Annotated in this window: 20 protein-coding genes; 9 read left to right on the top strand and 11 right to left on the bottom strand. The window is 64.7% G+C overall.

The genetic code is table 11. The features are described 5' to 3' along the window. Window positions 1-16: 16 nt before the first annotated feature. From dgcA to gbcA, 4 genes are all read right to left on the bottom strand, one after another. On the bottom strand, window positions 17-2,077 hold the full coding sequence (gene dgcA / locus PM1_RS30910) for a dimethylglycine demethylation protein DgcA (protein WP_009614264.1): 2,061 nt from the start codon (window positions 2,075-2,077) through the stop codon (window positions 17-19). Between the two features lie 74 nt (window positions 2,078-2,151). Next, a complete protein-coding gene (locus PM1_RS30905; protein ID WP_009614265.1) occupies window positions 2,152-2,682 on the bottom strand; it encodes a DUF5943 domain-containing protein in 531 nt (176 codons plus the stop codon). Between the two features lie 105 nt (window positions 2,683-2,787). Then, window positions 2,788-3,765, bottom strand: a complete 978-nt coding sequence (locus PM1_RS30900; protein ID WP_009614267.1) for a dipeptidase — start codon at window positions 3,763-3,765, stop codon at window positions 2,788-2,790. 719 nt (window positions 3,766-4,484) lie between these two features. Beyond that, on the bottom strand, window positions 4,485-5,774 hold the full coding sequence (gene gbcA / locus PM1_RS30895; RefSeq protein WP_009614269.1) for a glycine-betaine demethylase subunit GbcA: 1,290 nt from the start codon (window positions 5,772-5,774) through the stop codon (window positions 4,485-4,487). Between the two features lie 447 nt (window positions 5,775-6,221). Between gbcA and gbcB the strand changes: the two genes are divergently transcribed. The 4 genes from gbcB (at window position 6,222) to PM1_RS30875 (ending at window position 10,155) form a co-directional block, all read left to right on the top strand. Next, the gene (gene gbcB, locus PM1_RS30890; protein ID WP_009614271.1) at window positions 6,222-7,325 is read left to right on the top strand and encodes a glycine-betaine demethylase subunit GbcB; all 1,104 of its coding nucleotides are present in this window, start codon (window positions 6,222-6,224) and stop codon (window positions 7,323-7,325) included. A gap of 315 nt (window positions 7,326-7,640) precedes the next feature. After that, entirely contained in the window at window positions 7,641-8,927 is a 1,287-nt protein-coding gene (locus PM1_RS30885) for an NAD(P)/FAD-dependent oxidoreductase (RefSeq protein WP_009614273.1), read from the top strand. 60 nt (window positions 8,928-8,987) lie between these two features. Next, entirely contained in the window at window positions 8,988-9,770 is a 783-nt protein-coding gene (locus PM1_RS30880) for an NYN domain-containing protein (protein ID WP_009614275.1), read from the top strand. A 64-nt stretch (window positions 9,771-9,834) separates the two neighbouring features. Beyond that, window positions 9,835-10,155, top strand: coding sequence for a DUF2845 domain-containing protein (locus PM1_RS30875; RefSeq protein WP_009614277.1), 321 nt, complete (start codon window positions 9,835-9,837; stop codon window positions 10,153-10,155). Window positions 10,156-10,539: 384 nt separating this feature from the next. On the opposite strand, the gene PM1_RS30870 is transcribed toward PM1_RS30875, so the two are convergent. The 6 genes from PM1_RS30870 to PM1_RS30845 form a co-directional block, all read right to left on the bottom strand. Then, the gene (locus PM1_RS30870) at window positions 10,540-11,841 is read right to left on the bottom strand and encodes a HipA domain-containing protein (RefSeq protein WP_009614279.1); all 1,302 of its coding nucleotides are present in this window, start codon (window positions 11,839-11,841) and stop codon (window positions 10,540-10,542) included. After that, window positions 11,841-12,128, bottom strand: a complete 288-nt coding sequence (locus tag PM1_RS30865; protein WP_009614281.1) for a helix-turn-helix domain-containing protein — start codon at window positions 12,126-12,128, stop codon at window positions 11,841-11,843. Before PM1_RS30865 ends, PM1_RS30870 begins: the two co-directional genes overlap by 1 nt. Window positions 12,129-12,610: 482 nt before the next feature. Further along, window positions 12,611-14,173, bottom strand: a complete 1,563-nt coding sequence (locus PM1_RS30860) for a CARDB domain-containing protein (protein ID WP_009614283.1) — start codon at window positions 14,171-14,173, stop codon at window positions 12,611-12,613. Window positions 14,174-14,701: 528 nt separating this feature from the next. Continuing rightward, window positions 14,702-16,198 (bottom strand): CoA-acylating methylmalonate-semialdehyde dehydrogenase, encoded by a 1,497-nt coding sequence (locus PM1_RS30855; RefSeq protein WP_009614285.1) that lies wholly within the window; start codon window positions 16,196-16,198, stop codon window positions 14,702-14,704. 179 nt (window positions 16,199-16,377) lie between these two features. Further along, on the bottom strand, window positions 16,378-16,671 hold the full coding sequence (locus tag PM1_RS30850) for a cupin domain-containing protein (RefSeq protein WP_009614286.1): 294 nt from the start codon (window positions 16,669-16,671) through the stop codon (window positions 16,378-16,380). Further along, a complete protein-coding gene (locus PM1_RS30845; RefSeq protein WP_009614288.1) occupies window positions 16,672-18,018 on the bottom strand; it encodes an aspartate aminotransferase family protein in 1,347 nt (448 codons plus the stop codon). A gap of 137 nt (window positions 18,019-18,155) precedes the next feature. Here PM1_RS30845 and PM1_RS30840 point away from each other — a divergent pair, with 137 nt between their 5' ends. The 5 genes from PM1_RS30840 to argE all read left to right on the top strand — a co-directional run bounded on the left by PM1_RS30840 (window position 18,156) and on the right by argE (window position 23,093). Further along, a complete protein-coding gene (locus tag PM1_RS30840; protein ID WP_009614289.1) occupies window positions 18,156-19,076 on the top strand; it encodes a LysR family transcriptional regulator in 921 nt (306 codons plus the stop codon). Between the two features lie 340 nt (window positions 19,077-19,416). Further along, on the top strand, window positions 19,417-20,766 hold the full coding sequence (locus PM1_RS30835; protein ID WP_009614290.1) for a flavin-containing monooxygenase: 1,350 nt from the start codon (window positions 19,417-19,419) through the stop codon (window positions 20,764-20,766). 3 nt (window positions 20,767-20,769) lie between these two features. After that, window positions 20,770-21,192, top strand: coding sequence for a RidA family protein (locus PM1_RS30830; RefSeq protein WP_009614291.1), 423 nt, complete (start codon window positions 20,770-20,772; stop codon window positions 21,190-21,192). Window positions 21,193-21,202: 10 nt separating this feature from the next. Continuing rightward, complete coding sequence (locus tag PM1_RS30825) at window positions 21,203-21,877, top strand: DUF1028 domain-containing protein (protein WP_009614292.1); 675 nt, start codon at window positions 21,203-21,205, stop codon at window positions 21,875-21,877. 64 nt (window positions 21,878-21,941) lie between these two features. Then, window positions 21,942-23,093 (top strand): acetylornithine deacetylase, encoded by a 1,152-nt coding sequence (argE, locus tag PM1_RS30820; protein ID WP_009614293.1) that lies wholly within the window; start codon window positions 21,942-21,944, stop codon window positions 23,091-23,093. Window positions 23,094-23,477: 384 nt separating this feature from the next. Here argE and PM1_RS30815 read toward each other — a convergent pair whose 3' ends face one another. Then, window positions 23,478-24,830, bottom strand: coding sequence for an 8-oxoguanine deaminase (locus PM1_RS30815; protein WP_009614295.1), 1,353 nt, complete (start codon window positions 24,828-24,830; stop codon window positions 23,478-23,480). Window positions 24,831-24,889: the final 59 nt, after the last annotated feature.

Raw genomic sequence — 24,889 nt, 5'->3', positions numbered from 1 at the left:
CCAGCTTCAAGCTTCTTTAAAAGTCCTTGCACAACCGCAGCGCGTCGTAGATCGCCGCGTGGGTGTTGCGCTGGGCCACGCAGTCGCCGATGCGGAACAGCAGGTAGCCGTCGCCCGGCTCGCTCAGGCACGGCTGCGGCTTGATCGCGAACAGCGCCTCGACGTCGATCTGGCCCTTGTTGCGCGAGCCCTGCTTGAGCGCGTAGTACAGGCTCTCGTCCGGGCGCACGCCGTTCTCCACCACCACCTGGTCGACCACCCGCTCCTCTTTCGCGCCGGTGTATTCGTTCTCCAGCACCGCCACCAGCTTGTCGCCCTCGCGGTAGACCTTTTCCAGCATCAGGTCGCCGGTCATGATCACTTCCTTGGGGTACATGCTGCGGTAGTAGGTGGGGAAGGTGGTGCCGCCGATGGCCACGCCGGGCTTGATGTCGTCGGTGACGATTTCCACCAGCGCGCCCTTGTCGGCGAGGAAGTCGGCCACCGACATGCCGCTGAACTCGCAGATGGTGTCGTAGACCAGCACGTTCTTGCCGGGCGCCACCTTGCCGTCGAGGATGTCCCAGCTGCTCACCACCAGGCCCTCGGCGGCGCCCCAGTGTTCGTTCTGTTCGAGGAACGGGTGGCCGCCGTTGGCCAGCACCACCACGTCCGGGCGCAGGTCGAGGATGGTGTCAGCGTCCGCCGCGGTGCCCAGGCGCAGGTCGATGCCCAGGCGCGCCAGCTCCAGCTGGTACCAGCGGGTGATGCCGGCGATCTGGTCGCGCTGCGGCGCTTTCGAGGCGGTGGTGATCTGCCCGCCGAGCTGGTCCTTCTTCTCGAACAGGGTCACGTCGTGCCCGCGCTCGGCCGCTACCCGCGCGGCCTCCATCCCGGCCGGGCCGCCACCGACGACCACGACCTTGCGCTTCACGCCGGTGGTCTTCTCGATGATGTGCGGCACGCCCATGTATTCGCGGCTGGTGGCGGCGTTCTGGATGCACAGCACGTCCAGGCCCTGGTACTGGCGGTCGATGCAGTAGTTGGCGCCGACGCACTGCTTGATCTGGTCAACCTGGCCCATCTTGATCTTGGCGATCAGGTGCGGGTCGGCGATGTGCGCGCGGGTCATGCCGACCATGTCCACGTAGCCGCCTTCGAGGATGCGCGTGGCCTGGTTCGGGTCCTTGATGTTCTGCGCGTGCAGCACCGGCACGTTGACCACTTCCTTGATGCCCGCCGCCAGGTGCAGGAAGGGCTCCGGCGGGTAGGTCATGTTGGGGATGACGTTGGCCAGGGTGTTGTGGGTGTCGCAGCCGGAGCCGACCACGCCGATGAAGTCGAGCATGCCGGTGTCGCTGTAGTACTTGGCGATCTGCTTCATGTCCTCGTGGGACAGGCCGTCGGGGTGAAACTCGTCGCCGCAGATGCGCATGCCGACGCAGAAGTCGTCACCGACCTCTTTGCGCACGGCCTTGAGCACTTCCAGGCCGAACTTCATGCGGCCCTCGAAGGTGCCGCCCCATTCGTCGGTGCGCTTGTTGACGCGCGGGCTCCAGAACTGGTCGATCATGTGCTGGTGCACGGCGGACAGCTCGACGCCGTCCAGGCCGCCTTCCTTCGCCCGGCGCGCGGCCTGCGCGTAGTTGCCGATCACCCGCCAGATCTCTTCCGGCTCGATGGTCTTGCAGGTGGCGCGGTGCACCGGCTCGCGGATGCCCGAGGGCGACATCAGCGTCGGCCAGTTGAAGCCGTCCCAGCGCGAGCGGCGGCCCATGTGGGTAATCTGGATCATGATCTTGGCCCCATGCTTGTGCATGGCCTCGGCCAGGTTCTGGAAGTGCGGGATGATGCGGTCGGTGGACAGGTTCACCGAGCTCCACCACTCCTGCGGGCTGTCGATGGCGACCACCGAGGAACCGCCGCAGATGGCCAGGCCGATGCCGCCCTTGGCCTTCTCCTCGTAGTACTTCACGTAGCGCTCGGTGGTCATGCCGCCGTCGGTGGCGTAGACCTCGGCGTGGGCGGTGGAGAGCACGCGGTTGCGGATGGTCAGCTTGCCGATCTGGATCGGCTGGAACATTGCCTCGAAAGCCATTGCGGCATCCTCACGGGATCAGAGGTTTCTTGTTGTGGTGGCGGCCGGCGGGCCGCCTGTGCCGAAGTCGTGGATCAGAGCGGCTTGACGATGAACAGGCCGTCGTCGTGGCCGTCTTCCGAGCCGCTGTAGACCTGCTCGGCCACGGTGCGGATGCTGCTGCCGCGGGCCTGGAGAATCTGGTCCATGGCGCCGGCGAACCAGCCGGTGAACATGTAGTCGACCTTGCGGTTGACCTTGCCGTACACGTACACGAAGGCGGAGTGCTTCAGGCGCACCTGGGCGGTGCCCTTATCGAGGTCGATCTGCTCGATCTGGAACAGGCCCCAGCCGCGCTGCGACAGGCGCTTCATGTAGTGCTCGAACACCGCCACGCCTTCGATGCCGTGGCATTCGGCCTCTTTCTCGCACCAGTGCCAGGCGGACTTGTAGCCGGCCTTGTAGAGGATTTCGGCATAGCGCTCGGCGCCCAGCTCTTCCTCGATGCCCATGTGGTTGTTGACGAAGAAGTGCCGCGGCACGTAGAGCATCGGCAGGGCGTCGGTGGTCCAGACGCCGGTTTCGCTGTCGACTTCGATGGGCAGTTCGGGGGCGTGTTTGGCCATGGTTCGGTTCTCGGAATCCGGTTGATGATCTTGGCCGGCAGGGTGCCGGCATGGTGGGTATCGCTGCGCGCCACCCACCCTACGAAGGAAGTCGGCGGCCCGGGCTCACTCGCCCCAGACGTCCGCCAGGACGCGCACCCAGTTCTCGCCCATGACCTTGCGCACCACGCGCTCGGGCATGCCGCGCTTGAGCAGGGTCTCGGTGAGGTTGGGGAACTCGCCCACGGTGCGGATGCCCAGCGGGTTGATGATGGTGCCGAAGCGCGTCAGGCGGCGGGCGTAGCCCTTGTCGTGGGTCAGGTACTCGAAGAAGTCCTGGCCATGGCCCTGGGTGAAATCGGTGCCGATGCCGATGGCATCCTCGCCGACGATGTTCATCACGTACTCGATGGCCTCGGCGTAGTCGTCGATGGTGGCATCCACGCCCTTGGCCAGGAACGGCGTGAACATGGTCACGCCGACGAAGCCGCCATGGTCGGCGATGAACTTCAGTTCCTCGTCGGACTTGTTGCGCGGGTGCTCTTTCAGGCCCGAGGGCAGGCAGTGGGAGTAGCAGACCGGCTTTTTCGATTCGAGGATGACTTCCTCGCTGGTCTTGCTGCCGACGTGGGACAGGTCGCACATCACGCCAACGCGGTTCATCTCGGCGACGATCTCGCGGCCGAAGCCGGAGAGCCCGCCGTCGCGCTCGTAGCAGCCGGTGCCGACCAGGTTCTGGGTGTTGTAGCACATCTGCACGATGCCCACGCCCAGCTGCTTGAACACCTCGACGTAGCCGATCTGGTCCTCGAACGCGTGGGCGTTCTGGAAGCCGTAGAGGATGCCGGTCTTGCCCAGCTGCTTGGCGCGGCGGATGTCGGCGGTGCTGCGCACCGGGATGACCAGGTCGGCGTTCTCGCGGATCAGCTTGTTGCTGGCGACGATGTTGTTCACCGTGGCCTGGAAGCCCTCCCACACGGACACGGTGCAGTTCGCGGCGGTCAGGCCGCCCTTGCGCATGTCCTCGAAGAGTTCGCGGTTCCACTTGGCGATGATCAGGCCATCGATGACGATGCTGTCGGCGTGAAGTTCGGCTGGGCTCATCTGGCGTCTCTCTATATCAGGCAAGGCTTGTCAGGCTTGGCGCGCCGGGGCTTGTGCCAGCGCTTTGGGGGCAGCATATCCCCGGGTGGCGGGGCGGCCCGGTTCGAAAACGACCAGGGTCGTACCGAAAGCGTCAAGCCGGCGACATGCGCGACACCGAAGGCGTCGCGGGTGGGCATATGGGTATGAGGGGGGCGGTTTAGAGAGCCTGGGGGAATGAGGGGGATGGCTTTTCGCGGGACGATGGCTGTTTCGCGGGACGATGGCTTTTCGTAGGAGCGAGCTTGCTCGCGAATGGAGTTTGCCGGAAGGAATTGGCGCAGGATGAAAGAGCGCCCTCTCCCTAACCCTCTCCCTGAAGGGAGAGGGGACCGTTGGGCAGGGCTGGGGTTCTGGAGTCAGCCGGCAGCTCCGTCGGTTTCCGGCTGAAACCATCACTTCTCTCGGCACGGCCTAGCCCCCTCTCCCTTCAGGGAGAGGGCTGGGGAGAGGGAGCGGAGTCAACCCAACACACCAGAGCCGCCGGGGAGCACTGTTCGCGAGCAAGCTCGCTCCTACGAAAAGCGCCGAGCCCTCAACGATTCCGCCAGCAAGCCACCAGGTTCCACACCATCAACCCGCCGACCACCACCGAACTGCCATAGAACAGCAGACTATCCACGCTCTCCCCTCCGAAATGCAGGCGCCCCCAGTGAAGGGGGCGCCGGGTGGTCCTGGGTTTACTCGTGGGCGACCAGCCGCGCGTGGGCGGACTCTTCGCCGAGGTTGTTGAGCATGCGCTCGCTGTACCAGTCGAGGAAGTTGATCACGCCGAACTCGTAGGTCTTGGAGTACGGGCCCGGCTGGTAGGCGGTGGAGTTGATGCCGCGCTGGTTTTCCTCGGCCAGGCGGCGGTCCTGGTCGTTGGTGGCGTCCCACACTTCGCGCAGGCGCTGCACGTCGTAGTCCACGCCTTCCACCGCGTCCTTGTGCACCAGCCACTTGGTGGTGACGACGGTTTCCTGCGCGCTGATCGGCCACACGGTGAAGACGATCAGGTGGTCGCCCATGCAGTGGTTCCAGGAATGCGGCAGGTGGAGGATGCGCATCGAGCCCAGGTCCGGGTTCTTGATGCGGCCCATCAGCTTCTTGCTGCCCTGCTTGCCGTCCATGGTCATGGACACGGTGCCGTCGAGCAGCGGCATGCGCACGATGCGGTTGCGCAGGCCGAAGCTGGCGTGGGCGTAGGGGATCTTCTCCTCGTCCCAGGCCTTGGTGCAGGCGGCCACCTGGTCCTTGAACGCCTGGCTCGCGCGCGGGTCGGTGACGTCGTCCCACTCCAGCAGGGTCTTCAGCAGCTCCGGGTGCGAGCCGTTGCAGTGGTAGCACTCGCGGTTGTTCTCGAGCACCAGCTTCCAGTTGGCCGCTTCGCGGATGGTGGTCTGCACGGCGACCTTGGTGTTCTCCATGTCGTACGGCTCCATGTAGTGCTCGAGCGTACGCAGGAAGTCATCGATGGCCGGCGGGTTCTCGGCCAGGGAAATGAAGATGTAGCCGCCGGCGGTCTTCACGTTCACAGGCTTGAGGCTGTAGTCCTTCATGTCGAAGTCGGCGCCCATCTCGGTGCCGGCGAACAGCAGGCGGCCGTCCAGCTCGTAGGTCCACTGGTGGTAGGGGCACACCAGCTTGGCCACCTTGCCCTTGTCGCTCACGCACAGGCGCGAGCCGCGGTGGCGGCAGACGTTGTGGAAGGCGTGGATCTTGCCCTCGGCGCCGCGCAGCACGATGACCGGGTTGTCGCCGATCTGCAGGGTGAGGAAGTTGCCCTTGGCGGGGATCTCGCAGGTCATGCCGGCGATCAGCCATTCCTTCTGGAAGATCTCCTGCATGTCGAGCTTGAACAGGCGCTCGTCGTTGTAGAACGGCTGCGGCAGCGAGAAGGAATGGTCGCGGGTGCGCAGCATCTCGGCGGTGGCCTTGCGGGCCGGTTCCAGCGGATCGCCCAGACTCAGGGTGGTAGTGACGTCCATCGGTTGGTCCTCATGCCGCGCCGGGGATCGGCGGCGGCGAAATTGGGTGGCTGATACGGTTCGACGCTACGCAAGGTGGCGTTCACGGCCTTCGGCACTCCGGTGGCTCCGGAATCCCGCCCTGCCGATGGGCGGGGCCCGCGGCGGCGGGCGTGAAGGTCAGGCGCTCTGGTGGATTACCTTCGTTTCGGCTGGGGGCAGTGTGCGTCCGAGCCTTTGCGGTGCCTTATCCATGGGCGACACGACCGCATCCGTTTCCGACCTGGCAGCCCCCGCCCCAGGCGGCAGGTCGCGATAAGCATGCAAATGTCGCTGGCAGGTAAGTGGGGGGAACGGGGCGTGCGCACAATCGGCCCCATCAGGCATGCCGAAAAGGCCGGGGCGAGCGTCCCCGCCCGGCGCTGCCCCATTCGGCCGGGAAACGGCCTGCGTGCGCGGAGAGACACCATGTCGACGAGCAACTTCCTCAACCCGGTGAACACCCAGACCTGGACCAACGGCCGCCACCTGGTGCGCTGCGTCAAGGCCATCCAGGAGACCTGGGACGTACGCACCTTCTGCTTCATGGCCGACCAGCCGATCCTGTTCTTCTTCAAGCCCGGGCAGTTCGTCACCCTGGAGCTGGAGATCGACGGTCAGCCGATCATGCGTTCCTACACCATCTCCAGCTCGCCCTCGGTGCCCTACAGCTTCTCCATCACCATCAAGCGGGTGCCCGGCGGCAAGGTTTCCAACTGGCTGCACGACAACCTCAAGGAAGGCGACGTCGTCCCGGTGCACGGCCCGGTGGGCAACTTCAACGCCATCGACTTCCCCACCGACAAGGCGCTGTTCCTCTCCGGCGGCGTCGGCATCACCCCGGTGATGTCCATGGCGCGCTGGTTCTTCGACACCAACGGCTCGGTCGACATGGTCTTCGTGCACAGCGCGCGCACGCCGAAAGACATCATCTACCACCGCGAGCTGGACCACATGGCCTCGCGCATCGCCAACTTCAAGGTCCACCTGATCTGCGAGAAGTACGAGATGGGCGAGGCCTGGGCCGGCTACCGCGGCTTCCTGAACAAGGCCATGCTGCAGCTGATAGCCCCGGACTTCCTCGAACGCGAAGTCTTCTGCTGCGGCCCCACGCCCTACATGCACGCGATCAAGCGCCTGCTCGAAGCCGAAGGCTACGACATGTCGCGCTACCACGAGGAAGCCTTCGGCCCGACGCCGCCGGAAGTCCGCGAGGAAGTGAAGGAGCTGGCCGCCGAAGCCGCCGAGGCCCCGGAAATCCCCGCCGCCGACCTGAACAACGTGGAATTCTGCGAAACCGGCAAGAGCATCCGCGTGGGCCCCGGCGAAACCGTCCACGCCGCCGCCGCCAAGCTCGGCCTGCACATCCCCAAGGCCTGCGGCATGGGCATCTGCGGCACCTGCAAGGTGATGAAGCGCTCGGGCGAAGTGGAGATGGAGCACAACGGCGGTATTACCGACGAGGATGTGGCCGAGGGTTACATCCTGTCGTGCTGCAGCGTGCCGAAGGGGGATGTGGTGATCGAGTATTGAGTGCGCTCGGGTAGGCCGCGGAGCGATGGTTCGACCTCGCTCCCTCTCCCTAACCCTCTCCCTGAAGGGAGAGGGGACCGTTCGGAACGCGCTGATGTTTCGGCGTTAGCCGGCTTGTACCGAGCACCCGGCTGATACCAAATCCTTTCTCGGCACTGACAAGCCCCCTCTCCCTTCAGGGAGAGGGTTGGGGAGAGGGCGCTCTAAACCCCTTGCACTCCAGTCCCCCAAGGAATCCCAACCCGAAGATTTTTCAATTGCCCTCCCCGTCCCAAGGCTAAACACTCGTTCAACAACTCAAGGGACGAGTCCGCCATGCCCACCTTCACCCAGACCTACTACGAAGCCACCTCCGCAAAGCCGACCTACCCCACCCAGACCGGCCGCCTCGACACCCGCGTGTGCATCCTCGGCGGTGGCCTCGCCGGCCTTAACACCGCCCTGGGCCTGGCCGAACGCGGCATCACCGATGTGGCGCTGCTGGAATCGCACTACGTGGGCCACGGCGCCTCGGGCCGCAACGGCGGCTTCGTCTTCGGCGGCTACAGCCTGGGCAACGCCGACCTGCTCGCCACTCTCGGCGCCGAGCAGGCGCGGCGGCTCTACCACCTGACTCTCGAAGCCGTTGACCTGATCCGCCAACGCGCGCGCCAGTACGCCATCGACTGCGACCTGGTGGACCAGGGCGTGATCCTCGCCAACTGGTTCAACGACCCCTCGCGCCTGGAAAAGCCCCGGCGCCTGATGAAGGAAGCCTACGGCGTGGACTGGGAACCCATCGCCCCCGGCGCACTCCGCGAACAACTCAAGACCGAGCGCTACTTCGGCGGCCTGCTGGAACGCAACGCCTTCCACTTCCACCCGCTGAAATACGTGCGCGGCGTGGCCCGCGCCGCCGCCGGCCTGGGCGTGCGCATCCACGAAGGCTCACCAGCCCTGGGCATCGAAAAACGCGACGGCCGCTTCGTCGTGCGCACCGCCGGCGGCGAAGTGCACGCCGAACAGGTGGTGTTCTGCGGCGGCGGCTACGCCCGCGGCCTGTACCGGCCCATCGAGCGCGCCGTGCTGCCCATCGCCACCTACGTCATCGCCACCGAGCCCCTGGGCGAGCGCCTGCGGGACGCCATCGCCTGCCAGGCCGCGGTCTACGACACCCGCTTCGCCTTCGACTACTACCGCCCGCTGGCCGACAGCCGCATCCTCTGGGGCGGGCGCATCTCCATCCTCGATCGCGGCCCGGAAGCCATCGCCGCCCTGCTCAAACGCGACCTGACGCTGGTTTATCCACAGCTGGCCGAGGTGAAGGTGGACTACACCTGGGGCGGCCTGATGAGCTACGGCCGCCACCAGATGGCGCAGATCGGCCAGGACGAAGCCGGCATCTGGCACGCCATCGGCTTCGGCGGCCACGGCATGGCGCCGACCACCGTGGCCGGCGAAGTGCTCGCCGACGCCATCAGCGGCGCCAGGGCGGTGCCGCCCGGCTTCGCCCGCTTCGGCCTGACCCACGCCTTCGGCCTCGCCGGCCTGCTCGCCGCCCAGGCCACCTACAGCGTCTACGAGGCCCGCGACGCCTTCGATAGCCGCCGTCTCAACGGCTAGGGCTGGTGCCCGGAGCGCTGCCGGTCTAAGGTCGATGCAAATTTCCAGATCGGAGCCCCCATGGCAATCAAGACCACCCCCAACCGCCAGCAGACGCACCTGGCCGTGCTGATCGACGCCGACAACGCCCCCGCCGCCATCGTCGAGGGCCTGTTCGAGGAAATCGCCAAGTACGGCGTGGCCAGCGTCAAGCGCATCTACGGCGACTGGACGCAGCCGCAACTGGGCAAGTGGAAGCAGGTGCTGCTCGACCACTCCATCCAGCCGATCCAGCAGTTCGCCTACACCAAGGGCAAGAACGCCACCGACAGCGCGCTGATCATCGACGCCATGGACCTGCTCTACACCCGCCGCTTCGACGGCTTCTGCCTGGTCTCCAGCGACAGCGACTTCACCCGCCTGGCCGCCCGCCTGCGCGAGGAAGGCCTGATGGTCTACGGCTTCGGCGAGAGCAAGACGCCCGACCCCTTCGTGCGCGCCTGCGACAAGTTCATCTACACCGAAATCCTCCGCGCCGACCCGGTGACCCCGGCCGAACCTACCGAAACCGGCCAGCCCCAGGAACCCAAGGCCCCCGCCGCCAAGCCCAAGCCCCAGCGCGTGCCGCTGGACTTCATCGCCAAGGTGCTCGACGACATCGCCGACGACGAGGAAGACTGGGTGCAGCTCGGCGCCCTCGGCCAGAACATCAGCAAACTGCGCCCCGCCTTCGACCCACGGCTGTACGGCTTCAAGAAACTCAGCGACCTGATCAAGGGCCACCCCAAGCGCTTCGAACTCCAGGCCCGCGGCGGCAGCAACAGCGGCGGCAAGGACCTGTACGCGCGCAACGTGCGCAAGTGAGCCGCGTCAAAGGCCCGGGCCGGAGCGAACCGGTATGCTAAGGCGGTCATCGAGGAGGAAAACCATGACCGCCCTACCCCGCAGCCTCTTCGCCGCCCTGCTGCTCGGCCTGGCCCTGAGCACCAGCGCCCAGGCCTCGACGCTGCGCTGCGGCACGCAGCTGATCAACGAAGGCGACAAGATGGACGTGGTGCTGGAGAAGTGCGGCGCGCCGGCGAAACGCGAAGTGATAGGCCCCCTCCCACCCCGCCGCGGCCCGGATGGCAGGTTCATCCCCGGCGGGCCGACCTTCGAAGTCTGGACCTATCCCCCACAGAACGGCGCCACCCGCGTACTGCGCTTCCGCGAAGGCATCCTGATGCTGATCGGCACCGAGTTCCGCTGAACCCCAGCTCTTCGTAGGATGGGTTGAGCGAAGCGATACCCATCACCACGACCGCATGGGTTTCGCCAAGGCTCAACCCATCCTACGAAAAGCGCCCCGGCGCAAGACAGTTGCTCCTACCCCACCGGCAAATATGACGCCGCGTAGGATGGTGTTGAGCGAAGCGATACCCATCACCACGACCGCATGGGTTTCGCCAAGGCTCAACCCATCCTACGAAGAGCGCCTCGGCGCAAGACAGTTGCTCCTACCCCACCGGCAAACACGACACCGTAGGATGTGTCGAGCGAAGCGATACCCATCACCACGACAGCATGGGTTTCGCAGGCTCAACCCATCCTACGAAAAGCGCCTCGGCGCAGCCTGCAAGACAGCGAACCGCCCTTACCCCAACCGCGCCGCCATTTCCGCAATGACAATCGTCACCACGGCCCGCAGCAAGCGAAGCTCACCGGCCAGCGTAGGACGCAGTTCAGGACGAGCGGCCGACAGTTCCTGGTTCTCCCGCTCGACCTCCGCCAACAGCGCCTGCGCCCGCTCCCGCACTGCCCTGGTGAGCCTTGCCACATGCTCGCGCGCCGTAGCCGGCTTGATGCCCATGGCCTCTCCGGCGGCCACCAGCAGCGCCCCATCGATCTGTTGCAGGCGATCGATACCGAGAATCGGCCAAGCCATCGCGGCCTGCTGCGGCCAGCGCTCCTGCTCGAATGCCCGAGTCCCGTAGACAGCCGTGCAAAGCAGATCGTAGAAAGGCGCCAGGCTGAACCCCCGGCGCGTGACCAGCAGGCTCAGGTTCTTCAGGTGCGCATCCTCGTTGCCCACCAGCACGTTGAATACCAGCCAGCGGAACAAGCCCAGGCGCGCCCTCACCGAAGGCCGGCTATCGCTGGCGATCTCGCGCAGGCGCTCGATGCTGCCCTGGTTGTACTTGAAGGCGCGGTCCAGGCCGAGCAACTGACAGGCATCGATGCAATGCAGGCGCTCCCAGTCGCCCTCCGCCTGACGGCGGTCGAAACGCTGCACCAGATACACCGGCTGCGGCACATAGCGCCGATGCACAGCGGGTACCTCCAGCCCGATGCGCGCGGCCAGTGTCATGACGAACCACTCGTTGACCACCGAATGCGCCCAAGCCGGGTCCGGATGATCGGGCTTGAGGATATGCGTAGAAGGCGTGCTGCCAACCGGCTCGAACAGATCCCGCCCATCGAAGACGACGGCAACCTTGTGCTGCGCCCCCGCCAGCGACATGCGCTTGGCCGCGCGTTCGGCCAGCGGCATCTGGGGCATCTGCTCGATACGCCGGGACAGCTCCGCATCGGGCAATGCACGCAACTCGCCAGGAGCCGGCGATTGCCCCGGCGGCAGCAAGGTGAGCGACCCCGCCGACTCTGCGCCGAAGTGCTCCAGCAGGCCAAAGGCATCCGCCTCCGCCAGGCGCACCGCACCCGCCAACAGGCGACGCTGGCCCTCCTCCGGGAGCAGATTGTCGAAATACCACTGCACCGGGCGCTGGCTCGCACCATCCACATGAGGCTCGCCACGAAGTGGTAGCCCCGGGCACAACGGATAGGCCTCGGGCGTATCCAGCCACTCGCGGGAATAGGTGAACGCCCAGACGCCGTTGTTCTCCTCCAAGGCGCCGACGCGGGTCTGGTTGATCCAGGCATCCAACTGCCGGGCCATCAGTCCTCCTTACCGCTCTCTGCCTTGTGGATAAGCCGTTGCAGCTGCGCCCGGGTCGAGTCCGCATACTCCTCCGGCACCTCGACGCAGACCTGCAGGCCAAGCTCCTGCAGCACCTGGAACAGCTTGCCCCACTGCACACGCTCCGCACCGCGCTCGACCTTGCCGAGGAAGTTCTCGCTCACGCCAATGCTGCCGGCGGCATCGTCCTGACGCAGGTTCATGGCCTTGCGGCTTGCTCGCACCAGCAGTCCGAGGGTGGCAGGTGAGTCGATATCGATCTTCATGGAGAATCCTCATGATTGTGAGGATTCCGCCACAATCAGAACGATGAGCAGAAAAATCCTCACAGTTGCGAGGATTTTAGCTGTCTAACAGGGATACTCAAGATAACCCGCATGACCGTAAGGATTAATCTCGAATTCCCTGACAGTTGGCTGACCCAAGACATCATCCCCTCCGTAACGAGCACTCGCCGAAAACCAATGCGCCAAGGCAATGCTGATATGGAGGGGGAAAAAGTTGGTGCTAGCGAATTGACAGGGGTGTTATGGATGTGAAAAGAGGGCGTACCCAAGCCCGCCTACGACCATTCCGCATGAGCAGAACCGCATCGGCTGTAGATTTCTACGCATCTTCCCCACGACATGACTCGGTGATGGCGGAGGATAGTGGCCCATGATCGCCACACATCGCCAATGGTCTGTTCCAGGTCGTGAGCAAAGCCGGCCATTCGACCGGCTCATACCCTCTACCTCTACACCAATACTTAGCTTGTGGCCTCGGCCTTACTCGATGAAAATTCCACTTCAAGGAATGACGGTAACGTCCGCCGACTGAGTGACCGAACCACCAGGACCACGGCAGGAAATCTGATAAGTATTCGAAGCATAGATCGGAGCTGTTTCCCAAGCTCCGGATGTAGCAAGGGGGTACCTGTCTTGCTATAGCAGGAAGTCGTGTTCTGTGATGTCCATACACGAGTCACTGTCTGTCCTGCCTTGATCTGTCGAGGACTCACATCGAGTGTCATCGTCGGTGGAGCGTAAACAGTTACTTCCTTGTTCAGGAAGTTATTGTCTCGATTGGCTTCGATCAGATTACGGCTTTCCTCTACCCAGGCTGTAATTTTGTGGTTACCGGCTGTGGCGAGCCAATTACCGTTTCCATTTATTTTCACCATACGCGACTGACCCGGCAGCAAAGTTTGGTCAAGTATCCCCCAATAGCACCCCGTACTCGGGCATACATCATCCACCAGCATTACAACGCCAAGAATCTGAGAACCGGTCGCCCTAGAGCCAACATTTTTCACCTCCACACTCATCTTGACCGGCTGACCAACAACGGGAGTTTCCGGGTCTATGTCGATACGGGTGGCCACCAGATCGGCGAGGGATCTTATATGCTCGGTAACAGACCTCATAATGCTCGGGCAATTATCTGCGGCATAATTGAAGTCCGGCTTCTTCCCTGGCCAGTAGGAAAAGTAGGAAATACCTCTCGTTGCCAGCGGCGAGTTACCATAAACACTGGTTATTGCTCCCTCCAGTGCATTCTGCCCAGCCCCCTTCAGGTCCTCCGCCGTGCAAGAAGAAATGTTGTATGCCGGGAAGGTATGCATCAGTGGCTTGGTAAAATTGTTGCGCTTTAGCTTTTGAAATCCATCCGTGAGGACTGCTTGGTTGAGATCATATTCTTCCCAGAACATGACATCCTGAGCATCATTGCTCATACTTTTGGCGAAATCGGTATCAGTTAAATTCCAAGAGGTATTGGCGAGAAATACAGGACGATTCACAGCATCGTCATCCAGTGAGCGCAGGTATTTCCGGACCAGCGTCTGATATTCCTTACAAATTCCTTTTCCGCTCTTCCTCTGAGTCAATACTGGCTCATCAAATGTGTAATAGCCTACCACCTTGTCCGCATTCTTCCGCGCCAGCTCAACAATATCCCGGATGAGTGCCTTGTTCTCATCCGTCAGATAGGATCCACCTGGGCTACAGACATCTGGAAGTTTATACGTCCAAGTGTCGTGCAGAGGCCCTGCGAAATCTAAAATATAATTGAACTTTGAAAGCGCGGCATCACGTCTGGCCACAACCAGCTTATTACTTATCTCCGCAGCCGAGTATCCTGATATGGAAATCGTATTTATACCAGAGATCCGCAACAACTCCAGATCCGCTCGTTTCGCATCTGTCATCTCCAAGGGGAGATTTGAATTAGTATAAATATGATTAATGGTATAAACCTGAGCAAAAGCACTGGTCTGGCCCAACATGACTAGCATACTGCTCATAAGGTAAACCGTCATAAGTCTCTTCATTATTTATCCTCACATGCTTCGCGACAATAATCACGCGCAAAAGAACTCCCAGAGAATTATCCCACGAGCGCTAAAAAATGGAGTTCATGAAAATTGCCGGACTTTTAGATAACGAACAATTCGTTCCATTAACAAACCTGACAGATTGCCTAACTATTTGATAACCCCACCTCCTAAAGTTCAAGAAAGAATAAATCCAATTATAAAACCCCGATCACCGATCGATTCATAAGTTCCTACTGGAGATATTCGAGTAGTGAGTTTTTATACGCCAACTTTTTGGCAGCACCAATCTATTTTCCGCAAGACACTACAAAACACTGCAATAAACCTTGATGAACCGGCATTGCACGTTGATATGTCTTTTGGCACCCGTGCACAGCCAAAATAGAATGGAGTTTTTTCACACACTACAAGTCCATCTCTCCTACAAAAGCTCAACTAGATTGGATTCAGCTTGAACGGAGAGAGACCAGAAAATAAAAAAGCCGGTCTTTCGACCGGCTTTTCTCTTGCCGCTAATCCCAATCAGCTATTGCTGGGGAACGCGAACTGCGCCGCCTCGTGGCTCTTGCGCTGCGGCCAGCGCTGGGTGATGGCCTTGCGCTTGGTGTAGAAGCGCACGCCGTCCGGGCCGTAGGCGTGGAGGTCGCCGAACAGGGAGCGCTTCCAGCCGCCGAAGCTGTGGTAGGCCACCGGGACCGGCAGCGGGACGTTGACGCCGACCATGCCCACTTCGATCTCGTCGCAGAACAGGCGGGCGGCTTCGCCGTCGCGGGTGAAGATGCAGGTGCCGTTGCCGTATTCGTGGTCGTTGATCAGCTGCATGGCTTCTTCCAGGCTGTTCACGCGGACGATGCACAGGACCGGGCCGAAGATCTCTTCCTTGTAGATGGTCATTTCCGGGGTCACGCGGTCGAACAGGGTGCCGCCGAGGAAGAAGCCGTTCTCGTGGCCGGCGACCTTGTAGCCGCGGCCGTCCACTACCAGTTCGGCGCCCTGGGCCACGCCGGTGTCGATGTAGCCGGTGACCTTGTCGCGGGCAGCGCCGGTGACCAGCGGGCCCATGTCCAGGCCGCAGGAGGTGCCGGCGCCGATCTTCAGGCCTTTGATCTGCGGAACCAGCTTCTGCACCAGGGCGTCGGCGATCTGGTCGCCCACGCACACCGCTACCGAGATGGCCATGCAGCGCTCGCCGCAGGAGCCGTAGGCGGCGCCCATCAGCGCGTTGACGGCGTTGTCCAGGTCGGCGTCGGGCATCAGCACGGCGTGGTTCTTGGCGCCGCCCAGGGCCTGCACGCGTTTGCCGCGCTTGGTGCCTTCGCTGTAGATGTATTCGGCGATCGGGGTCGAGCCGACGAAGCTCAGGGCCTTCACTTCCGGGGCTTCGATCAGCGCGTCCACCGCGCCCTTGTCGCCGTGCACCACGTTCAGCACGCCCTTGGGCAGGCCGGCTTCGTGGAACAGTTCGGCGATCAGCAGGGTGGAGCTGGGGTCGCGCTCGGACGGCTTGAGGATGAAGGTATTGCCGCAGGCGATGGCCAGCGGGTACATCCACAGCGGGACCATGGCCGGGAAGTTGAACGGGGTGATGCCGGCGACCACGCCGATGGGCTGGAAGTCGCTCCAGGCGTCGATGTTCGGGCCGACGTTGCGGCTGTACTCGCCCTTGAGGATTTCCGGGGCGGCGGTGGCGTATTCGACGTTCTCGATGCCGCGCTTGAGTTCACCGGCGGCGTCTTCGATGGTCTTGCCGTGTTCTTCGCTGATCAGTTTGACGATGCGCTCTTCGTTGGCTTCCAGCAGTTGCTTGAAGCGGAACAGCACCTGGGCGCGCTTGGCCGGCGGAGTGTTGCGCCAAGCCGGGAAGGCTGCCTTGGCGGCGTCGATGGCCTGCTGCATGGTTTCGCGGTCGGCCAGCGGGACCTTGCGCACGGCCTCGCCGGTGGACGGGTTGAAGACGTCGGCGGTGCGGCCGGTGTCGGCGATCAGCTCGCCGCCGATCAGGTGCTTGATGATGGTCATCGTCTTGTCTCTTCTCGCTGAGTGGGTGGAGGGCGGGAGCTTGAAGAGCCCCTCTCCCCAGCCCTCTCCCGCAAGCGGGAGAGGGGGATTGTTCGGTGTGTTGGGTGGGCCGCGAGGCTCGCCGGGACGGCCAGGGTAAGCCCGGCCGAACCGGCATGCCTACGCGCGGGCCCGCGGGCTCAGTGTTGCTTGAGCTCGATCTCGATGAAGGCCACTTCGTGGTCGCAGGGGTTGATCACGTTGTGCTCGGTGCCGATCTGGCGGGTGTAGCTCTGGCCCAGGACCAGCGGCGCGCGCCGCTCGCCCTCGGGGGTTTCCAGCAGCAGTTCGCCGCCGGTCACCGGGACCACCACGTATTCCATGCCGTGGCGGTGCCAGCCAGTCTCCGCTCCCGGGGCGAAGCGCCACTCGGTGACCAGGACCTTGTCGTTGTCGATCTGCACCGTCGGCACGGCCTTGGGACGCTCGCTCACTTACGCCACCCCGTTCAGCGCTTCGCCGACCGCGTCGAACAGGCGGTCGAGGTCTTCGGGCTTGGCGTTGAAGGTCGGCCCGAACTGCAGGGTGTCGCCGCCGAAGCGCACGTAGAAGCCTTCCTTCCACAGCTTCATGCTGGCTTCGAACGGGCGCACGATGGCGTCGCCGTCGCGGGCGGCGATCTGGATGGCGCCGGCCAGCCCGCAGTTGCGGATGTCGATGACGTTCTTCGCGCCCTTGAGGCCGTGCAGGGCTTTTTCGAAGTGCGGCGCCAGCTCGGCGGACTGCTGGATCAGGTTTTCCTTCTGCAGCAGGTCCAGCGCGGCGATGCCGGCGGCGCAGGCGACCGGGTGCGCGGAGTAGGTGTAGCCATGGCCGAACTCCACCGCGTACTCCGGCAGGTTCTGGTTCATGAAGGTGTCGTAGATTTCGCTGCTGGCGATCACCGCGCCCATGGGCACGGCGCCGTTGGTGACCTGCTTGGCGACGTTCATGATGTCCGGGGTCACGCCGAAGTATTCGGCGCCGGTGGCCTTGCCCATGCGGCCGAAGGCGGTGATGACTTCGTCGAAGATCAGCAGGATGTTGTTGGCGTCGCAGATTTCCCGCAGGCGCTGCAGGTAGCCCTTCGGCGGCACGATCACGCCGGCGGAGCCGGACATCGGCTCGACGATCACCGCGGCGATGTTCGAAGCGTCGTGCAGTTCGATCAGCTTCAGCAGTTCGTTGGCCAGCTCGACGCCGCCGGTCTCGGCCGCGCCCCTGGTGAAGGCCATGCCCGGCTGCAGGGTGTGCGGCAGGTGGTCGACGTCCATCAGCGGGCCGAACATCTTGCGGTTGCCGCCGATGCCGCCCAGGGAGGTGCCGGCGACGTTCACGCCGTGGTAGCCACGGGCGCGGCCGATGAGCTTGGTCTTCTGCGCCTGGCCCTTGATGCGCCAGTAGGCGCGGGCCATCTTGATCGAGGTGTCGGCGCACTCGGAACCGGAGCCGGTGAAGAACACGTGGTTCAGGGTGCCGGGGGTCATCTGGGCGATCTTCTCGGCCAGCTGGAAGGACAGCGGGTGGCCGTACTGGAAGCCCGGGGAGTAGTCGAGGGTGCCGATCTGCTTGGCCACCGCGTCGGCGATTTCCTTGCGCGAGTGACCGGCGCCGCAGGTCCACAGGCCGGACAGGCTGTCGTAGATGCGCCGGCCCTTGTCGTCCACCAGCCAGCTGCCTTCGGCGGCCACGATGATGCGCGGGTCCTTGTGGAAGTTGCGGTTGGCGCTGAAGGGCATCCAGTGGGCCTTCAGGTTCAGGTCGGCGGCGGCCGACGGCGCTACGTTCACTTGCTGGTTCATGGAACTCGTCCTCGACGACTGTCTTGTTGGGCGCGCAGGCCGCGTCACGCCTGCTGCGATGGCTCAAGATTGGGCCTGACTTAACGTGAGTTAAAGCCTATTCTTCTCACGTTCAGTTTCGATTCGGTAAAACAAAAATGGCGAAAACCCGCAGCCCGTCCCTGGGCCAGGTCAGCGATTTCGAAATCCGCCTGCTGCGCATCTTCAAGACCATAGTCGAGTGCGGCAGCTTTTCCGCCGCGGAAAGCACCCTGGGCATCAGCCGCTCGGCCATCAGCCTGCACATGGGCGACCTGGAGAAGCGCCTGGGCATGCGCCTGTGCCAGCGCGGCCGCGCCGGCTTCGCGCTGACCGACGAGGGCCGCGAGGTGTACCGCGCCACCCAGTCGCTGCTGGCGGCGCTGGAGGGCTTCCGCGCCGAGGTCAACGAGCTGCACCAGCACCTGCGCGGCGAGCTGAACATCGGCATCATCAACAACCTGGTGACCCTGCCGCAGATGCGCATCACCCACGCCCTGCGCGCGCTCAAGGCGAGCGGCCCGGGAGTGCGCATCAACATCGGCATGACTACGCCCAACGAGATCGAGCTGGGCGTGCTCGACGGCCGCCTGCATATAGGCGTGGTGCCGCTCATCAGCCCGCTGTCGGGGCTGGAGTACTCGCCGCTGTACGACGAACGGTCGCTGCTGTTCTGCAGCCGCGAGCACCCGCTGTTCGAGCGCGAGGACGCGGGCATCACGGTGGCGGAAATCCACGCCTGCGACGCGGTGGCGCCCAGCTACCGCATCCCCGCCGAGGCCCAGGAGCGCCACCAGGAGCTGAACGCCAGCGCCAACGCCTCGGACCGCGAGGGCATGGCCTTCCTGATCCTCACCGGCAGCTACATCGGCTACCTGCCCGACCACTACGCCGCCGACTGGGTGGCCCAGGGCCGCATGCGCGCGCTGCGCCCGGAGCGCTTCCACTACGACATCCCGCTGACGGTGGTGACGCGCAAGGGACGGCGGCCGAACCTGGTGCTGGAGCGGTTTCTGGAGGCGGTGGCGGAGAGCCGTTGATTCAAAGCCCTTGCCGGCTGCGCCGAGGCGCTCTGCGTAGGATGGGTTGAGCCTGCGAAACCCATGCGGCCACGGTGATGGGTATCGCTTCGCTCAACCCATCCTACGACTGCCCCCCAATGCGCACGAATCGAATTTGTCGCCCCTGCCACGCAAAAACCTATACCCCCTCCCCGCCGCCCCGCGCGGCCCGTGGCTCGCGGGCCCACAGCTTTTCCCTAGCCTGCGACTACAAAAATCATAATTTCGCTAATGCCCGGGTCTGAACAGAATGCGGCCAACACGCGGTGGACAGTCGCGACCGCAGAACAACAACGATCAGAGTCCGAGGAGTCACCCCATGGCCGATCCGAACCAGACCGCCTTCGGCAAGCCCGCCGGCAAATCGCTCGATGGCATTGAAACCGACACCCTCGTGGTGGGCGCCGGGCAGGCCGGCGTGGCCATGAGCGAGCACCTGACCGCCCAGGGCGTGCCGCACATCGTGCTGGAGAAGAGCCGCATCGCCGAAGCCTGGCGCACCGGCCGCTGGGATTCGCTGGTGGCCAACGGCCCGGCCTGGCACGACCGCTTCCCGAACATGGAATTCTCCGTCGGCCCCGACGAGTTCCCGCACAAGGAGCAGGTGGCGGACTACTTCGTCGCCTACGCCAAGCAGTTCAACGCGCCCATCCGCACCGGCGTGGAAGTGAAGAAGGTGACCCGCAACGAAGGCCGCCCCGGCTTCACCGTGGAAACCTCCGAAGGCACCCTGCAGGCGCTGCGCATCGTTTCCGCCACCGGCCCGTTCCAGCGCCCGGTGATCCCGGCCATCGCGCCGAAGGACGAGCGCATCCAGCAGATCCACTCGGCCCAGTACTACAACCCGCAGCAGTTGCCCGAAGGCGCCGTGCTGGTGGTGGGCGCCGGCTCCTCCGGCGTGCAGATCGCCGACGAGCTGAACCGCGCCGGCAAGCGGGTGTTCCTCTCGGTGGGCGCCCATGACCGCCCGCCGCGCTCCTACCGCAACCGCGACTTCGTCTGGTGGCTGGGCGTGCTCGGCCTGTGGGACGCCGAGGAAGTGCAGCCCGGCCGCGAGCACGTGACCATCGCCGTAAGCGGCGCCCGTGGCGGCGAGACCATCGACTTCCGCCGCCTGGCCAACGAGGGCATCACCCTGGTCGGCCTGACCAAGGCCTTCGAAGGCGGCAAGGTGAGCTTCCAGGAAGACCTGGTGAAGAACCTGCAGGCGGGCGACCAGAACTACCTCGACCTGCTGGACGCCGCCGACGCCTACATCGAGCGCAACGGCCTGGACCTGCCGGAAGAGCCGGAAGCGCGCCGCGTCTACCCGGACGCCGAGTGCATCCGCAACCCGATCCTGGAGCTGGACCTGGCCGCGGCCGGCATCACCTCGATCATCTGGGCCACCGGCTATGCCGTGGACTTCAACTGGCTGCAGGTGGACGCCTTCGACGACAAGGGCAAGCCCAAGCACCAGCGCGGCGTGTCGCGCGAGCCGGGCGTGTACTTCGTCGGCCTGCCGTGGCTGTCGCGCCGGGGCTCGTCGTTCATCTGGGGCGTGTGGCACGACGCCAAGCACATCGCCGGGCACATCGCCACGCAACGCAAATACGTCGAATACCAGGACGCCTCGCAGCGCGAGGCCTCCGCCGAATCGCAAGCCAAAAAAGCCGCTTCCTGGGAGTAAGTGATGCCTACCCACACCCGCATCCGCATGTTCAACACCAAGGACACCTACCCGAACCAGTCCCTGGACAACGACCTCTGCCAGGCCGTGCGCGCCGGCAACACCGTGTACGTGCGCGGCCAGGTCGGCACCGATTTCGCCGGCAACCTGGTGGGCCTGGGCGACCCGGCGGCGCAGGCCGAGCAGGCGATGAAGAACGTCAAGCAGCTGCTGGAAGAAGCCGGCAGCGACCTGTCGCACATCGTCAAGACCACCACCTACATCATCGACCCGCGCTACCGCGAGCCGGTCTACCAGGTGGTCGGCAAATGGCTCAAGGGCGTGTTCCCGATCTCCACCGGCCTGGTGGTCTCGGCCCTGGGCCAGCCGCAGTGGCTGATGGAGATCGACGTGATCGCGGTGATTCCGGACGACTGGGAACAATAAGGAGCGGCCCATGACCTTCTCCATCGTCGGCCGTTGCGCCGAAACCGGCCAGTTGGGCATCGCCATCAGCTCGTCGAGCATCGCCGTCGGCGCGCGTTGCCCCTGGGTGCGCGCCGGCGTCGGCGCGGTGGCCACGCAGAACGTGACCCTGCCGGCCCTGGGCCCGCAGATCCTCGACCGCCTGGAAGCGGGCCTGGCGCCCGCCGCCGCGCTGGACCAAGCATTGTCGAGCAACGGCTACAGCGAGTACCGCCAGGTGACGGTGATCGACCAGCACGGCCAGGTGGCGCTGTTCACCGGCAGCGAGGCGCTGGGCGTGAACCACGCGGTGGCCGGCGAGAACTGCGTGGCGGCGGGCAACCTGCTGTCGTCCACCGCGGTGATCGAAGCCATGACCAAGGCCTTCGAGGCCGCCGACGGCTGCCTGGCCGAACGCCTGCTGGCGGCGATGCAGGCGGCCATGGCCGCCGGCGGCGAAGCCGGGCCGGTGCATTCGGCGGCGCTGAAGGTGGTGGGCGACCTGGTCTGGCCGATGGTCGACCTGCGCGTGGACTGGGCCGACGAGGCGCCGATCGACGAACTGGAAAAACTCTGGGTAGCCTACAAGCCGCAGATGCAGGACTACATCACCCGCGCGCTGGACCCGACCAAGGCGCCGAGCTACGGCGTGCCCGGCGACGAGTAAGCGCATCGACGCCAATCGATGGGTTACGCCGCTTCGCGGCTAACCCATCCTACGGAGACATTGCATGCTTTCCAGCCGTGACATCCTCGCCAGGCTGATCGCCTTCGACACCGTCAGCCGTAATTCCAACCTGGCGCTGATCAAGTACATCCAGGACTACCTGGCCGGCCTGGGCGTGGACAGCGAGCTGTTCTTCGACGAGGCCGGCGGCAAGGCCAACCTGTTCGCCACCCTCGGCCCGCTCGACCGCGGCGGCGTGTGCCTGTCCGGGCATACCGATGTGGTGCCGGTGGACGGCCAGAACTGGAGCGTCCCGCCCTTCGAGCTGACCGAGAACGACGGCCGCCTGTACGGCCGCGGTACGGCCGACATGAAGGGCTACATCGCCTGCGTGCTGGCCGCCGTGCCGGCCTTCCTCGCCCAGCCTTTGCGCGTGCCGCTGCACCTGGCCTTCTCCTACGACGAGGAGGTCGGCTGCCTGGGCGTGCGCTCGCTGCTGGCGGACCTTGCGCGCCGCGAGCACAAGCCCATCGCCTGCATCATCGGCGAGCCCACCGAGCTCAAGCCGGTGCTCGGCCACAAGGGCAAGCTGGCCATGCGCTGCCAGGTGCACGGCGCGGCCTGCCACTCGGCCTACGCCCCGCAGGGGGTGAACGCCATCGAATACGCGGCGAAGCTGATCAACCGCCTGGGCGAGATCGGCACCCGCCTGGCCGCGCCGGAGCGCCACGACCCGCGCTTCGACCCGCCCTACTCCACGGTGCAGACCGGGGTGATCGGCGGCGGCCGCGCGCTGAACATAGTCCCGGCCGAATGCCAGTTCGACTTCGAGGTCCGCGCCCTGCCCAGCGACGATCCGCAGCAGGTCGCCGAGCAACTGCGCGACTATGCCGAAACCGAGCTGCTGCCGAAGATGCGCGCGGTGAAGGCGGAGGCGGATATCCGCTTCAGCGAGTTGTCGGCGTATCCGGCGCTGGCTACCGATCCGCAGAGCGAGGTGGCGCAGTTGTTGGCGCGGCTCAGTGGGTCGGATGAGTTTTCCACGGTGGCTTTTGGCACCGAGGGCGGGTTGTTCGATCAGGCGGGCATTCCGACGGTGGTGTGCGGGCCGGGGAGCATGGACCAGGGGCATAAGCCGGATGAGTTCGTGAGTGAGGAGCAGTTGGCGGCTTGTGATGGGATGTTGGGGCGGTTGGTGGAGTGGATGAAGGCTTGATTGGTGTCTTGCTGGGTGGGTTGGTGCGCGGGTTTGAGAGCGCCCTCTCCCTAACCCTCTCCCTGAAGGGAGAGGGGACCGTTGGGCAGACGCGGATGTATAGGAGTTAGCCGGCAACGCCGAAAGTCTCAGGCTGAGACCATGCCACCTCTCGGCACGGACAGGCCCCCTCTCTCTCAAGGAAGAGGAGCCGTTGGGCAGGGCAGGGTGTTCTGGAGTTAGCCGGCAACGCCGAAGGTTTCCGGCTGAAACCATTCCTCTTCTCGGCACGGACTAGCCCCCTCTCCCTTCAGGGAGAGGGCTGGGGAGAGGGGCTCTTCAGGGCATGCACCGCACCCCCGGTTGGCCTCGTTCGCGAGCAAGCTCGCTCCTACGAAAAGCCAGTCAGCCGATCAGCTTCCGTGCTGCCTGGGTGTGCGAGGCGATCAGGCCCTTGAGGTCCAGGCCCTCCACCTCGCCATCCACCACCCGCCAATTCCCCCCGACCATCACTCTGTCCGCCTTGTCCGCCCCACACAGCAACAGCGCCGAAATCGGATCATGGCTCCCGGAAAACCGCAGCTCATCCAGCTTGAACAGCGCCAGGTCCGCCTGCTTGCCCGGCGCCAGCTCGCCGATGTCGCTGCGGCCCAGCAGCTTCGCCGACCCCTTGGTGGCCCAACCCAGCGCCCGCTCCGGGGTGATCTCTTCCGCACCGTAGCGCAGGCGCTGGATGTACAGGGCCTGGCGCGCTTCGAGAATCATGTTCGAAGCGTCGTTGGAGGCCGAGCCGTCCACGCCGATACCCACCGGCGCGCCGGCGGCTTCCAGCGCCACGGTGGGGCAGATGCCCGAGGCCAGGCGCATGTTCGAGCTGGGGCAGTGGCAGATGCCGGTGCCGGCTTCGCCCAGGCGCTTTATTTCCTCGTCGTTGAAGTGGATGCCGTGGGCCAGCCAGGTGCGCGGGCCGAGCCAGCCGACGCTGTCGAGGTAGTCCACGGTGCGCTGGCCGAAGCGCTCTAGGCAGAAGTCTTCCTCGTCGAGGGTTTCGGCCAGGTGGGTGTGCAGGCGCACGTCGTGGTGTTCGGCCAGCTCGGCGCTGGCGCGCATGATTTCCGGGGTCACCGAGAACGGCGAGCAGGGCGCCAGGGCGATCTGCACCTGGGCGCCGTCGCCGCGCTGGTGGTAGTCGCGGATCAGCCGTTCGCTGTCGGCGAGGATGTCTTCGGCGCGCTGCACCGTCTGCTGCGGCGGCAAACCGCCATCGGCCTCGCCCAGGCTCATGGAGCCGCGGGTGAGCATGGCGCGCATGCCCAGTTCGGCGACCACCCCGGCCTGCACGTCTATGGCCTGCTCCAGGCCGTCGGGGAACAGGTAGTGGTGGTCCGCCGCGGTGGTGCAGCCGGACAGCAGCAGTTCAGCCAGGGCCACCTTGGTGGCCAGCGCCAGTTGGTCCGGGGTCAGCCGCGCCCACACCGGATAGAGGGTCTTCAGCCAGGGGAACAGCGGCTGGTTGACCACCGGCGCCCAGGCGCGGGTGAGAGTCTGGTAGAAGTGGTGGTGGGTGTTGATCAGGCCGGGCAGCAGCACGTGCTGGCTGGCGTCGAACACCTGCTCGCAGGGTTGCGAGGGTTGCTGGCCAAGGGCGAGCAGTTCGACGATGCGACCGTCCTGCACGACCAGGCCGCCACGGGCATCGAGGCCGTTGGCGGTGAAGATGGCGAGGGGGTTGCGCAGCCACAGGCGGGGGGATGACATGGGTGAATCCTCTGAGTTGCGGAGCCGCCGCCCGAGGCGAGCCGGCTCCCGGTTGTACG

Origin of the sequence: Pseudomonas sp. M1, assembly GCF_022760135.1 — a bacterium.
GTDB classification, from domain to species: Bacteria; Pseudomonadota; Gammaproteobacteria; order Pseudomonadales; family Pseudomonadaceae; genus Pseudomonas; species Pseudomonas citronellolis.
This window is presented reverse-complemented; position numbering and strand designations above follow the sequence as displayed.